The sequence below is a fragment of the Streptomyces diastaticus subsp. diastaticus genome, from assembly GCF_011170125.1.
GTDB classification, from domain to species: domain Bacteria; phylum Actinomycetota; class Actinomycetes; order Streptomycetales; family Streptomycetaceae; genus Streptomyces; species Streptomyces diastaticus.
In genome coordinates this window covers 1,463,384-1,476,304 of record NZ_BLLN01000002.1, presented here as the reverse complement: position 1 = coordinate 1,476,304, position 12,921 = coordinate 1,463,384, and the positions used below count along the sequence as shown (strand labels likewise).

At 69.2% G+C, this 12,921-nt stretch carries 11 protein-coding genes and 1 tRNA gene; 3 read left to right on the top strand and 9 right to left on the bottom strand.

What is annotated here, in order from left to right; all coding sequences use genetic code 11:
- Window positions 1–26: 26 nt before the first annotated feature.
- The 9 genes from rpoB to Sdia_RS08045 form a co-directional block, all read right to left on the bottom strand.
- Entirely contained in the window at window positions 27–3,509 is a 3,483-nt protein-coding gene (rpoB, locus tag Sdia_RS08085) for a DNA-directed RNA polymerase subunit beta (RefSeq protein WP_100452267.1), read from the bottom strand.
- Window positions 3,510–4,124: 615 nt separating this feature from the next.
- Window positions 4,125–4,508, bottom strand: coding sequence for a 50S ribosomal protein L7/L12 (gene rplL / locus Sdia_RS08080; protein WP_100452265.1), 384 nt, complete (start codon window positions 4,506–4,508; stop codon window positions 4,125–4,127).
- Between the two features lie 111 nt (window positions 4,509–4,619).
- On the bottom strand, window positions 4,620–5,147 hold the full coding sequence (rplJ, locus tag Sdia_RS08075) for a 50S ribosomal protein L10 (protein ID WP_100452263.1): 528 nt from the start codon (window positions 5,145–5,147) through the stop codon (window positions 4,620–4,622).
- Window positions 5,148–5,526: 379 nt separating this feature from the next.
- Entirely contained in the window at window positions 5,527–6,483 is a 957-nt protein-coding gene (locus Sdia_RS08070) for an SCO4651 family lipoprotein (protein ID WP_189399873.1), read from the bottom strand.
- Between the two features lie 187 nt (window positions 6,484–6,670).
- Complete coding sequence (gene rplA / locus Sdia_RS08065) at window positions 6,671–7,399, bottom strand: 50S ribosomal protein L1 (protein WP_100452259.1); 729 nt, start codon at window positions 7,397–7,399, stop codon at window positions 6,671–6,673.
- 100 nt (window positions 7,400–7,499) lie between these two features.
- Window positions 7,500–7,934 carry a 50S ribosomal protein L11 gene (gene rplK, locus Sdia_RS08060; RefSeq protein WP_030697572.1) on the bottom strand — a complete coding sequence of 145 codons (435 nt, stop codon included), beginning with the start codon at window positions 7,932–7,934 and terminating at the stop codon, window positions 7,500–7,502.
- Window positions 7,935–8,125: 191 nt separating this feature from the next.
- Entirely contained in the window at window positions 8,126–9,007 is an 882-nt protein-coding gene (nusG, locus tag Sdia_RS08055; protein ID WP_100452257.1) for a transcription termination/antitermination protein NusG, read from the bottom strand.
- 75 nt (window positions 9,008–9,082) lie between these two features.
- Window positions 9,083–9,364 carry a preprotein translocase subunit SecE gene (gene secE / locus Sdia_RS08050; protein ID WP_003948664.1) on the bottom strand — a complete coding sequence of 94 codons (282 nt, stop codon included), beginning with the start codon at window positions 9,362–9,364 and terminating at the stop codon, window positions 9,083–9,085.
- A gap of 108 nt (window positions 9,365–9,472) precedes the next feature.
- Window positions 9,473–9,545, bottom strand: a tRNA-Trp gene (locus tag Sdia_RS08045).
- Window positions 9,546–9,747: 202 nt separating this feature from the next.
- On the opposite strand from Sdia_RS08045, the gene Sdia_RS08040 reads away from it, so the two are divergent.
- The 3 genes from Sdia_RS08040 to Sdia_RS08030 all read left to right on the top strand — a co-directional run bounded on the left by Sdia_RS08040 (window position 9,748) and on the right by Sdia_RS08030 (window position 12,919).
- Window positions 9,748–10,974, top strand: a complete 1,227-nt coding sequence (locus Sdia_RS08040) for a pyridoxal phosphate-dependent aminotransferase (protein ID WP_100452255.1) — start codon at window positions 9,748–9,750, stop codon at window positions 10,972–10,974.
- 171 nt (window positions 10,975–11,145) lie between these two features.
- Entirely contained in the window at window positions 11,146–12,252 is a 1,107-nt protein-coding gene (locus tag Sdia_RS08035; protein ID WP_189500152.1) for an adenosine deaminase, read from the top strand.
- 1 nt (window position 12,253) lies between these two features.
- Window positions 12,254–12,919 (top strand): NAD(P)H-binding protein, encoded by a 666-nt coding sequence (locus Sdia_RS08030; RefSeq protein WP_100452251.1) that lies wholly within the window; start codon window positions 12,254–12,256, stop codon window positions 12,917–12,919.
- Window positions 12,920–12,921: the final 2 nt, after the last annotated feature.

Sequence of the window (12,921 nt, the reverse complement as noted above, 5' to 3'; positions counted from 1 at the left end):
GGTGGAGCGAGGCCCGGCCAGGCCCGTCAGACCTCTTCGACGCTGCTCGGCTCGCGCCGGGACAGGTCGATTCCGAGCTCCTCCGCCGCGCGGAAGACGTCCTCGTCGGTGTCGCGCATCTCGATGGACATGCCGTCCGAGGACAGCACCTCCACGTTGAGGCAGAGCGACTGCATTTCCTTGATGAGGACCTTGAAGGACTCGGGGATGCCGGGCTCGGGGATGTTCTCGCCCTTGACGATGGCCTCGTAGACCTTCACACGGCCCGTCACGTCGTCGGACTTGATCGTCAGCAGCTCCTGGAGGGCGTACGCGGCGCCGTAAGCCTCCAGCGCCCACACCTCCATCTCACCGAAGCGCTGACCACCGAACTGGGCCTTACCACCCAGCGGCTGCTGGGTGATCATCGAGTACGGACCGGTCGAGCGCGCGTGCAGCTTGTCGTCGACCAGGTGGTGCAGCTTGAGGATGTACATGTACCCGACCGAGATCGGGTCCGGGAACGGCTCGCCGGAGCGGCCGTCGAACAGCCGCGCCTTGCCCGAGGACTGCACCATCCGCTCACCGTCACGGTTCGGGATGGTGTGGTCGATCAGACCGGCCAGCTCGTCCTCGCGGGTGCCGTCGAACACCGGGGTGGCGACGTTGGTACCCGGCTCGACCCGGTCGATGCCGATCGCCTGGAGCCGCTCGGCCCACTCGGTGTCGACACCGGAGATGTCCCAGCCCTGGCTGGCGAGCCAGCCGAGGTGGATCTCCATGACCTGACCCGGGTTCATCCGGGACGGCACACCGAGCGGGTTGAGGATGATGTCGACCGGGGTGCCGTCCTCCAGGAACGGCATGTCCTCGATCGGCAGGATCTTCGAGATGACGCCCTTGTTGCCGTGACGGCCGGCGAGCTTGTCACCGTCGGTGATCTTGCGCTTCTGGGCCACGTAGACGCGGACGAGCTGGTTGACGCCCGGGGGAAGCTCGTCGCCCTCCTCGCGGTCGAAGACGCGCACGCCGATGACCTTGCCGGTCTCACCGTGCGGCACCTTCAGCGAGGTGTCGCGGACCTCGCGCGCCTTCTCACCGAAGATCGCGCGGAGCAGACGCTCCTCCGGCGTCAGCTCGGTCTCGCCCTTGGGCGTGACCTTGCCGACCAGGATGTCGCCGGCGTCGACCTCGGCACCGATGCGGATGATGCCGCGCTCGTCGAGGTCGGCGAGGACCTCCTCGGAGACGTTCGGGATGTCCCGGGTGATCTCCTCGGGGCCCAGCTTGGTGTCGCGGGCGTCGACCTCGTGCTCCTCGATGTGGATCGAGGAGAGGACGTCGTCCTGCACGAGGCGCTGCGACAGGATGATCGCGTCCTCGTAGTTGTGGCCCTCCCAGGACATGAACGCCACGAGGAGGTTCTTGCCGAGCGCCATCTCGCCCTGCTCGGTCGCGGGACCGTCGGCGAGCACCTGGCCCTCGACGATCCGGTCGCCCTCGTCGACGACGACCTTCTGGTTGACCGAGGTGCCCTGGTTGGAGCGGGAGAACTTGGCGAGGCGGTACGTGGTGTACGTGCCGTCGTCGTTGGTGGTGGTGATGTAGTCCGCGGAGACCTCCTGGACCACACCGTCCTTCTCCGCCTTCAGCACGTCGCCGGCGTCGGTGGCGCAGCGGTACTCCATGCCGGTGCCGACGAGCGGCGCCTCGCTCTTGATGAGCGGGACGGCCTGACGCATCATGTTCGCGCCCATGAGGGCGCGGTTGGCGTCGTCGTGCTCCAGGAAGGGGATCATGGCGGTCGCGACCGACACCATCTGGCGCGGCGACACGTCCATGTAGTCGACGTCGTCCCCGGGGACGTAGTCGACCTCGCCGCCACGGCGGCGGACCAGAACGCGGTCCTCGGCGAAGTGGAGGTCGTCCGTCAGCCCGGCGTTGGCCTGGGCGATGACGAAGCGGTCCTCCTCGTCGGCGGTCAGGTAGTCGACCTCGTCGGTGACGACACCTTCGGTGACCCGGCGGTACGGCGTCTCCACGAAGCCGAAGGCGTTGACCCGGCCGTAGGAGGCGAGCGAGCCGATCAGGCCGATGTTCGGGCCTTCGGGGGTCTCGATCGGGCACATGCGGCCGTAGTGCGAGGGGTGCACGTCACGGACCTCGAAGCCGGCCCGCTCACGCGAGAGGCCACCCGGGCCGAGCGCCGAGAGCCGGCGCTTGTGGGTGAGCCCGGAGAGCGGGTTGTTCTGGTCCATGAACTGCGACAGCTGGCTGGTGCCGAAGAACTCCTTGATGGAGGCGACGACCGGCCGGATGTTGATCAGGGTCTGCGGCGTGATCGCCTCGACGTCCTGGGTGGTCATGCGCTCACGCACGACGCGCTCCATACGGGCGAGACCCGTACGGACCTGGTTCTGGATGAGCTCGCCGACGTTACGCAGGCGGCGGTTGCCGAAGTGGTCGATGTCGTCGGTCTCGACGACGATCTGCGTGCCGTTCTCGCCGGTCGTCTCGGTCTCGCCGGCGTGCAGCTTGACCAGGTACTTGATGGTGGCGATGACGTCGTCGGTGGTGAGCACGCCGGCGTCCAGGGGCGCGTCGCCGCCGAGCTTCTTGTTCACCTTGTAGCGGCCGACCTTGGCGAGGTCGTAGCGCTTGGGGTTGAAGTAGAGGTTCTCCAGCAGCGTCTGGGCGGCCTCACGCGTGGGCGGCTCGCCCGGGCGCAGCTTGCGGTAGATGTCGAGCAGCGCGTCGTCCTGGCCCTGGGTGTGGTCCTTCTCCAGGGTGGCGCGCATGGACTCGTACTCGCCGAACTCCTCGAGGATCTGCTCGGTCGTCCAGCCGAGAGCCTTGAGGAGGACGGTGACCGACTGCTTGCGCTTGCGGTCGATGCGGACGCCGACCATGTCGCGCTTGTCGATCTCCATCTCCAGCCAGGCACCCCGGGACGGGATGATCTTGGCGGAGAAGATGTCCTTGTCGGACGTCTTGTCGATGGAGGAGTCGAAGTAGACGCCGGGCGAGCGGACGAGCTGCGACACGACGACACGCTCGGTGCCGTTGATGACGAAGGTGCCCTTGTTGGTCATGAGCGGGAAGTCGCCCATGAAGACCGTCTGGGACTTGATCTCGCCGGTCTCGTTGTTGGTGAACTCGGCGGTGACGAAGAGCGGCGCGGCGAAGGTGAAGTCGCGCTCCTTGCACTCGTCGATGGAGTTCTTCGGGGGCTCGAAGCGGTGGTCGCGGAAGGTCAGCGACATCGACCCGGAGAAGTCCTCGATCGGGGAGATCTCCTCGAAGATCTCCTCCAGACCGGACTTGGTGGGGACGTCCTGTCCGCTGTCCAGAGCCGCCTCGACCCGGGCCTTCCAAGCGTCGTTGCCGAGGAGCCAGTCGAAGCTCTCGGTCTGGAGGGCAAGGAGGTTCGGAACCTCGAGGGGCTCCTTGATCTTTGCAAAGGAGATGCGCAGCGGGGCGGTGCTGGCGCCGTTGTTCGAATTCGCGGAGGCAGTGCGCGAGGCGGCCAAGAGGGGGTCCTTCCGAGGGCTCGGACTCACTACGCGCGTACCGGTCCCGAGCCGACACAGCGGAAGAAATCCCAGGTCAGGGCTGTTTCACTCCACGGTGCTCAAGCACGGGCATGCCCCTGGTGACGGGCAGGAGGCAGCTAACAGGCAGCGCAAAGGGTCAGTGTAGCCAATTGGCTCACTGATGTCCAGTGCGGGTGACCTGGATGGTCAAAGACCCTCGCTGTTCTCAACTCCACGATGCCCTCGCGCCCTCTTGGACGCATATCAACACTGCCCTGTTCGCCACCGATCCATGCCTCGGTATCCGGATCGGTGTGATGACGCGCCCTGAGAATCGCGCGCGGCGTGCTGTTCGTCAAGGCCCCCTCCCCCGAACCGGGGGCGGAACCGCCTCGTCCGCCGTCTCCCGACCACGGCCGGGGCCCCTTCACGCGGGCGCCCGCCGGTCACCGGACGGCACAACGATGATCACCATACCCGCAGGTGAGCAGGGCGCAAGGACCCCCGCCCGACCACGCCCGAAGGCGACCACCCGGATGGGTGATCGCCTTCGGGAACAGGTCGCCCGGCCCCCTGGAGGGCCCTGGCGGACGAGTCAGGGACTCAGGAGAGTCACTTGACCTCGACGGCCGCGCCGGCGCCCTTGAGGGACTCGGCGGCCTTCTCGGCGGCCTCCTTGTTGACCTTCTCCAGGACGGGCTTCGGGGCGCCGTCCACGAGGTCCTTGGCCTCCTTCAGACCCAGCGAGGTCAGCTCACGCACGACCTTGATGACCTGGATCTTCTTGTCGCCGGCACCGGTGAGGACGACGTCGAACTCGTCCTTCTCCTCCTCGGCGGCGGCCGGGGCGCCCGGGGCGCCGGCGGCGGCGACGGCGACCGGGGCGGCAGCCTCGACGTCGAACTTCTCCTCGAACGCCTTCACGAACTCGGAGAGCTCGATGAGGGTCATTTCCTCGAACTGCGCGAGCAGGTCGTCCTGGGACAGCTTCGCCATGATGGCGTCCTTCCACTAAATCGGCGGGTGCCGGATGTACATGAAGGCGGGCGTACGTGGGCCCGCTGCGGCCGGGAGCCCGGTGGGCCCCAAGCCATTACGCGAGCCGAATTACTCGGCACCGCCCTGCTCGTCGCGCTTGGCGCGCAGCGCGTCCGCGGTGCGGACGAACTTCTGCGGGAGAGCCTGGAAGACAGCCGCGGCCTTGGCCTGGTTGCCCTTCAGAGCGCCCGCCAGCTTGGCGAGCAGAACCTCGCGGGACTCGAGGTCCGCAAGCTTCTTGATCTCGTCGGCGGACATCGCCTTGCCGTCAAGGACACCGCCCTTGATGACGAGAGCGGGGTTCTCCTTGGCGAAGTCACGAAGACTCTTCGCCGCCTCGACCGGGTCACCGGTCACGAAGGCGACAGCCGTCGAGCCCTTGAGGTGCTCGTCCAGCTCGACCCCGGCCTCCTTGGCCGCGATCTTGGTCAGCGTGTTCTTCACCACTCGGTACTGAGCGTTCTCGCCGAGAGAACGGCGCAGCTGCTTGAGCTGCGCCACGGACAGTCCGGTGTACGCGGTCACGACAGCGGCGTTGGAGTTACGGAGCTTGTCCGTGACCTCCTCGACGGCTGCGACCTTGTCGGACGTCGCCATGAGCCTCGGCCTCCTTCCGGGGTGATGATCCTGGACTGACCTTGCGATCAGCCTCGTACAGCACTGGGACCGTCTGGATCAGGCACGTGAGGAAGGACGTCGGGCAGAGAAGTCTGCTTGAGACGAAAAACGCCCCGGCGCAGGCGCACGGGGCGTGAGCTCGACTGGCCGTAAAACGCCCAGGAGCACATCCACAGTCACCTGCGCAGGTCGCCCGCGTGAGCGGATCCTTCGGCCACCGCCCTCTCCGAGGAGCAGACGGTAACGACCAGCGGTCTTTGGCTTCTGGGGAAGCGTACGGGAGGCGGGCGCCGCGAGGCAAATCGCCCCCGGGCCCGGCCTCCGGGCAGGGTCGCCGGACCCCGCCCGGAGGTACGGGTCAGGCTCCGGCGCCCATGCCCTCCAGCTCCTTGAGCAGGTCCATGAAGTCGAGGGTGTCCTTCTCCGCCGGGGCTTCGACCTTGGCGGCGGCGCCGTAGTCGGAGAAGGTCTGCACGATACGGACGTCGCCCTCGGGCGTCTCCATCGTGACGTCCATCTTCACGGGGAGGTCGTCGTCGTTGACCCAGAGCTGGGTCTGGTACCCCTCCAGGCCGGACGTCTCCATGGCCTCGACGAGCTCCTTGCGGTCCTTCTCGGGGAGCGTGTCGAAGGCGGTGTTGGCGTCCAGCATCTCCTTGAGGGAGAGCGTGCCCTTGTAGTGCTGGGTCTCCTCGCCACCGACCTTGGCCGGGCCGACGTGCTTGAGGTTGGGTGACTCCATCAGCAGGGCGATCTGCTGCGCAGGGTCCTGGTTCATGTTCTCCAGGCCGCCGGTCATGGCCTTGGCCATCTCGCCGCCGCCGGCCTCGCCGGACTTCTCCATCTGCTCGGCCAGGTCGCCGAGGTCCATCTTCATCCAGCGCCGGCCGTCCGTCTCCTTGGCGGCCTCGGCGCCCATGTCGACGTACATGACGTCGCCGTCCATGATGACGCGGCTGGACGTGGGCGCGGTCGGGTCGGACTCCTGGAGGGCCGAGCCGGACATCGTCATGTCGAGCACCGTCGGGTCCCAGCCCATGACGCCGCTCATCTCCATGTCGCCGCCGCCGGGGGTCCCCTCGGGCATCGACATGGTCATCTTCACCTTGGCCGACTTGGCCTCACTGGTGTTCTTGTACGCGGCGTTCAGCGCCTTGCCGGCGTCCGCGCGCGACATCGCCTTGGGCGCGCTGTCCGCGGCCTTGCCGTCGCCCTTGGACTCGCTGTCGCCACCCTCACAGGCCGCCAGTCCGAGCACCATCGCCACGGCCGCGGCCGGAACCGCCACGCGGCGCGCCAGGTTCTGCTTCCCCATCGTCCCCACCCCTGCTTGCTCTCTCGGTGACCGGTCCCCCCGGGCACGCTTTGCCTTCGCTTTGCACCGTACCGCACGCCTGCGACAGCCTCGTACGCGAAAAGGACCGGTCCCCGGCAGCCGGAGAGCTGCCGGGGACCGGTCCTTCAGACGCGTACGCGACCTGGACCGCCGGTGATCACAGGGATCAGACGGCGGCCGGGTCCTCCTCGACGAGGAGGTTGCGGGTGCGGTTCGGGTCGACCTGGATGCCGGGGCCCATGGTGGTGGCGACGGCGGCCTTCTTGATGTAGCGGCCCTTGGCGGCGGACGGCTTCAGACGAAGGATCTCGTCCAGGGCCGCGCCGTAGTTCTCCACGAGCTGGGCGTCGTCGAAGGACACCTTGCCGATGATGAAGTGGAGGTTGGAGTGCTTGTCGACGCGGAACTCGATCTTGCCGCCCTTGATCTCGTTCACGGCCTTGGCCACGTCCGGGGTCACGGTGCCGGTCTTCGGGTTCGGCATGAGACCACGCGGGCCGAGGACGCGGCCGAGGCGGCCGACCTTGCCCATGAGGTCCGGGGTGGCGACGACGGCGTCGAACTCGTTGAGGCGGTTGCCCTTCGAGATCTCGTCGATCAGTTCGTCGGAGCCGACGATGTCGGCGCCCGCGGCACGCGCGGCCTCGGCACGGTCACCGGTCGCGAAGACCAGGACCCGGGCGGTCTTGCCGGTGCCGTGCGGAAGGTTCACGGTGCCGCGGACCATCTGGTCGGCCTTGCGCGGGTCGACACCCAGGCGGAAGGCGACCTCGACGGTCCCGTCGAACTTGGTCGCGGAGGTCTCCTTGGCGAGACGGACGGCCTCGAGCGGGGCGTAGAGCTTGTCCCGGTCGATCTTGGCGTCCGCAGCGCGGAGAGTCTTGCTGCGCTTCACTTCTGCTCCTGGCAGTTACGTCCGGCGGTGCCGGACAGGGTGGAGTCGTGGTACGGGCCGGCGCATGGCCCTGCCACAGAGAGGTCAGGCGGGGTTGAGGTCAGCCCTCGACCGTGATGCCCATGGAACGAGCGGTACCGGCGATGATCTTGGCCGCCTGGTCCAGGTCGTTCGCGTTGAGGTCGGGCATCTTGGTGGTGGCGATCTCGCGGACCTGCGCGTCGGTGATCTTCGCGACCTTGGTCTTGTGCGGCTCGCCCGAGCCCTTCTCCACGCCGGCGGCCTTGAGGATCATCTTGGAGGCCGGCGGGGTCTTGGTCACGAAGGTGAAGGAGCGGTCCTCGTAGACCGTGATCTCCACCGGGATGACCCAGCCACGCTGCGACTCGGTGGCCGCGTTGTAGGCCTTGCAGAACTCCATGATGTTGACGCCGTGCTGACCGAGCGCGGGGCCGACCGGCGGAGCCGGGTTCGCCGCACCGGCCTGGATCTGGAGCTTGATCAGCCCCGTGACCTTCTTCTTCTTGGGAGGCATTGCTCTCTCCGGGTCCTAGTGAGAGTGTTCCGCCTTCATCCGGTTCATCCGGATGGAGGCATACCGCACCACGATAACGGGTATCGCGGCGCGACCGAAAACCGACAGGTCAGACGGGCTCTGTAGCCCGTCTGACCTGGTCGGAGGCGTGTGGTCCAGCGACTGCGAGGCCGGTCAGGGACCGGCGCGGGTCAGTTCTTCTGGATCTGGTCGAAGCTGAGCTCGACCGGGGTCTCGCGGCCGAAGATCTCCACGAGGCCCTTGACCTTCTTGGAGTCGGCGTTGATCTCGTTGATGGTCGCCTGGAGGGTGGCGAAGGGGCCGTCGGTGACGGTGACCGAGTCGCCGACCTCGAAGTCCAGCACCTGCACCTCGACCTTGCGCTGCGGCGCCGGCTTGCCCTCGGCCTCGGCGGCCTCGCGGGCGGCCTTCTCCTCCGCCTCCGGGGCGAGCATCTTGACGATCTCGTCCAGGGTCAGCGGGTACGGGTCGTAGGCGTTGCCGACGAAGCCGGTGACGCCCGGGGTGTTGCGGACGACACCCCAGGACTCGTTGGTCAGGTCCATGCGCACCAGCACGTAGCCGGGGAGCTTGTTCTGCCGGATGGTCTTGCGGTCGCCGTTCTTGATCTGGACGACCTCTTCCTGCGGCACCTCGGCCTGGAAGATGTAGTCCTCGACGTTGAGCGAGACGGCACGCTGCTCGAGGTTGGTCTTCACGCGGTTCTCGTACCCGGCGTAGGTGTGGATCACGTACCACTCGCCGGGCAGGAGCCGCAGTTCGTCACGGAGGGCGGCGATCGGGTCGACCGGCTCGGCCTCCTCGGCCTCGGTCTCCTCGACCGCGGCGACGGCCTCGGGCTCGCCGGCGGTGTCCTCGGTGACCTCCTCGGCGGACTCCTCGGACTCGACGCGGACGGCGTCCTCCTCGGCGGGCACGCCTGCGGCGGCGTCGGCAGCTTCGGCCTGGTCCGGCTTCACGGCGTCCGCCGACTCGACAATGCCGAGCTCGTCCTCAGTGGACTCGGTAGCGCCCTGAGGCTCGACCACGTCGTTCGGGTTCGGGTCAGACACGGTGGCTGCTTCTTCCTGGATACAAAGGGTGGAACGCGCGAAAGGGGCGCCCTAGGGCGCCCTTCGCTTCTGGGCTCAGCCGAAGATGTACTTGACGGCGTTGGAGAAGCCGTAGTCAAACACGGTCACCAGACCGATCATGATCACGACGAAGATGATGACCACCGTCGTATAGGTGGTGAGCTGACTGCGGGTCGGCCAGACAACCTTGCGGAGTTCCGCGACGATCTGCCGGTAGAAGAGGGCGAGGCGGCCGAAGGGGCCCTTCTTGCCGCGCTTGCCGCCCTTGCGGTTCTTCTTCTTGCCGTCGTCGTCCTGGGCATCAGGCATGTCGATGGAGCCCACGGCGTCCGTCACGCGTCCTCACCTGATTTCCGGGTCGTGGCCGTGCCGCGCCCGGTGGAGCCGCACGGCGGTGCATTGCAGTACGTACATGCGCACACATCCTGGCGATGGAGTGTGTAGCAGGGCCGGAGGGACTCGAACCCCCAACCGCTGGTTTTGGAGACCAGTGCTCTACCAATTGAGCTACGACCCTTTGATGTACCCCAACGTACCGCATCCGCTCTCCCGCACTGTGTGCCGGTGACCGGTGCGGCCCGCTGAGGGCCAACGAGGTGAGAGTGTACGTGTTCTCGGGCCGGGCGTCGAACACGATCCTCCGCCGGGCCCGCCGGGGCGGGTGACCGAGGGATGAAACCCGTGTGCCCGCCGTGTTTCCGGTCTGGAACCATGGGGCCATGAGCGCTGCAACCCCTCCCACCGAGCGCCGGGTCTCCGCGCGCATCGGCGCGATCTCCGAGTCCGCCACTCTCGCCGTCGACGCGAAGGCCAAGGCCCTCAAGGCCGCAGGGCGTCCCGTCATCGGATTCGGCGCCGGTGAACCGGACTTCCCGACCCCCGACTACATCGTCGACGCCGCCGTCGAGGCGTGCAAGAACCCCCGGAACCACCGCTACACACCGGCCGGCGGGCTTCCCGAGCTGAAGGCCGCCATCGCCGCCAAGACGCTCCGCGACTCCGGCTACGAGGTCGACCCCGCCCAGATCCTGGTGACCAACGGCGGCAAGCAGGCCATCTACGAGGCGTTCGCCGCGATGCTCGACCCGGGCGACGAGGTCATCGTGCCGGCGCCGTACTGGACGACGTACCCGGAGTCGATCCGGCTGGCCGGTGGCGTGCCGGTGGAGGTCGTCGCCGACGAGACCACCGGCTACCGGGTCTCGGTGGAGCAGCTGGAGGCGGCCCGTACCGAGCGGACCAAGGTCGTCCTCTTCGTCTCGCCCTCCAACCCGACCGGCGCCGTCTACGACCGCGCGCAGACCGAGGCGATCGGCCGCTGGGCCGCCGAGCACGGCCTGTGGGTGATGACCGACGAGATCTACGAGCACCTCGTCTACGGCGACGCCGGGTTCACCTCGCTCCCCGCGGTCGTCCCCGAGCTGCGCGACAAGTGCGTCGTGGTCAACGGGGTCGCCAAGACGTACGCGATGACCGGCTGGCGGGTGGGGTGGATCATCGGCCCCAAGGACATCGTGAAGGCCGCGACCAACCTCCAGTCGCACGCCACCTCCAACGTCTCCAACGTCTCGCAGGCCGCCGCGCTCGCCGCGGTCTCCGGGGACCTGTCGGCGGTGGAGAGGATGCGCGAGGCCTTCGACCGCCGGCGCCGCACCATCGTGCGGATGCTCGGCGAGATCGACGGCGTCGTCTGCCCGGAGCCGGAGGGCGCCTTCTACGCGTACCCGTCGGTGAAGGGGCTGCTCGGCAAGGAGATCCGCGGCAAGCGCCCGCAGACCTCCGTCGAGCTGGCCGCGCTGATCCTGGAGGAGGTCGAGGTCGCGGTGGTTCCGGGCGAGGCGTTCGGCACCCCCGGCTACCTGCGGCTCTCCTACGCGCTCGGTGACGACGACCTGGTCGAGGGCGTCTCCCGGATCCAGAAGCTGCTGGCCGAGGCCCGCGACTGAGCGGCATCCGCACACCCGCGGCGGCGCGGGTCCCCGGCATCCGGGGACCCGCGCCGCCGCCGTTCTCCGTCCCCCTTGCGGGGGTACGGCCTCCAGCTACTGTGTTCGGGAAACCACCCGTACCGGGAATCCCGTTGCCGCACCGGGGCAGGCGTACGGCAAGATCCTGGGATGTTGAGTTCTTCGGGAGGACCCCTGCGCACCCCGACCGCCCGTGACGTGCGGCTGCTGCCCAAGGCCCACCTCCATCTCCACTTCACCGGCTCGATGCGGCCCGGCACGCTGCTGGAGCTGGCGGACAAGTACGGGGTGCGGCTCCCGGAGGCGCTCACCTCGGGACGCCCGCCCAAGCTCCGCGCCACCGACGAGCGCGGCTGGTTCCGCTTCCAGCGCCTCTACGACACCGCCCGGTCCTGCCTGCGCGAGCCCGAGGACATCCGGCGGCTGGTGCGCGAGGCGGCCGAGGAGGACGTGCGGGACGGCTCGCGGTGGATGGAGATCCAGGTCGACCCGACCTCGTACGCCCCGCTGCTCGGCGGGCTCACCCCGGCGCTGGAGATCATCCTGGACGCGGTCGACGGGGCCTCACGCGAGACCGGGCTCGGGATGCGCGTGGTGGTCGCCGCCAACCGGATGAAGCACCCGCTGGACGCCCGGACCCTGGCCCGCCTCGCGGTGCGGTACGCGGACCGGGGCATCGTCGGCTTCGGCCTCTCCAACGACGAGCGGCGCGGCATGGCCCGTGACTTCGACCGGGCTTTCGCCATCGCCCGCGAGGGCGGCCTGCTGGCGGCCCCGCACGGCGGTGAGCTGAGCGGCCCCGGCTCCGTCCGCTCCTGCCTGGACGATCTGGACGCCTCCCGCATCGGCCACGGCGTGCGCGCCGCCGAGGACCCCCGGCTGCTGAGCCGCCTCGCCGACCGCCAGATCACCTGCGAGGTCTGCCCCGCCTCCAACGTGGCGCTCGGCGTCTACGACAAGGAGGGCGACGTCCCGCTGCGCACCCTCTTCGACGCGGGCGTCCCGCTCGCCCTCGGCGCCGACGACCCGCTCCTCTTCGGCTCCCGGCTGGCCGCCCAGTACGAGATCGCCCGCCGGGAGCACGGCTTCAGCGACGCGGAACTGGCGGAACTGGCCCGGCAGTCGGTGCGCGGCTCGGCGGCGCCCGAGGACGTGCGGCGCGGGCTGCTGGCGGACATCGACGCCTGGCTGACGGGTACGGCGGTGCCGACCGCCCGCGACGAGGCGGCCGCCCGCGACCGGGCCACCCGGGTCTGACCTGTCCCCTTGTCGGGAACTCCAGGAGACCCGCCGCCCGGATCACGGTGTCGGCGCGACCGGCGGTGTCGCCGGCGAGGTCGTCCGGCAGATTCCGGAGGCGGCCCACGAGGTCACGGCGGCGGTCCGCGACCCGGCGGCGCCGGTGGTCACCCGAGAGCGGCCGGAGCTGGTCCGGGCCGGTCCCGGCGGTCCCCTCCCGCTGTGTCCGCCGGTGGCGGGGCGTGCCGCGGTCCTCTCCGGCCTCGGCGTGCGCGGCCGCGGAACGGGCGGGCCGGTGGCGAGGCCGGCCTGCGCGGTGGTGTCGGCGAGGGTGGCCGAGGGCACCCGGCGGCCGGTCGTGGTGAGCGCGGCCCCGGTGGTGCGGGCCCTCGGACGAGCCGCTGACCGGCCGGATCTCCCTCCGCCTCGTCCGCACGGCCCTCGGCGAGGTCCGCGCGGTACCAGCCGGGTCCGAGGCGCTGCCGGCCCCCGCTGCGGCACCGGCTGGACGGCCGCCCGTCCGCCCCGGCCGGCCCACGGCCCGCCGACCGGCACCTACCGGCGCGTCACCGGCGGCGACCCGCGCGGCGGGCGCTCCCTCTCCCCCGCCGGCACCGCCCACGCGGTGCTCGGTGCCCTCGGTCACCGGGGCGCGAGCCGCCAGGTCCTGAGGGCCGCCCACTGACG

Excerpts from the sequence above, each read along its gene's own strand:
- rplL (WP_100452265.1), bottom strand. The coding sequence starts at position 4,508 with ATGGCGAAGCTGTCCCAGGACGACCTGCTCGCGCAGTTCGAGGAAATG.
- rplJ (WP_100452263.1), bottom strand. The coding sequence starts at position 5,147 with ATGGCGACGTCCGACAAGGTCGCAGCCGTCGAGGAGGTCACGGACAAG.
- Sdia_RS08070 (WP_189399873.1), bottom strand. The coding sequence starts at position 6,483 with ATGGGGAAGCAGAACCTGGCGCGCCGCGTGGCGGTTCCGGCCGCGGCC.
- rplK (WP_030697572.1), bottom strand. The coding sequence starts at position 7,934 with ATGCCTCCCAAGAAGAAGAAGGTCACGGGGCTGATCAAGCTCCAGATC.
- Sdia_RS08040 (WP_100452255.1), top strand. The coding sequence starts at position 9,748 with ATGAGCGCTGCAACCCCTCCCACCGAGCGCCGGGTCTCCGCGCGCATC.
- Sdia_RS08035 (WP_189500152.1), top strand. The coding sequence starts at position 11,146 with ATGTTGAGTTCTTCGGGAGGACCCCTGCGCACCCCGACCGCCCGTGAC.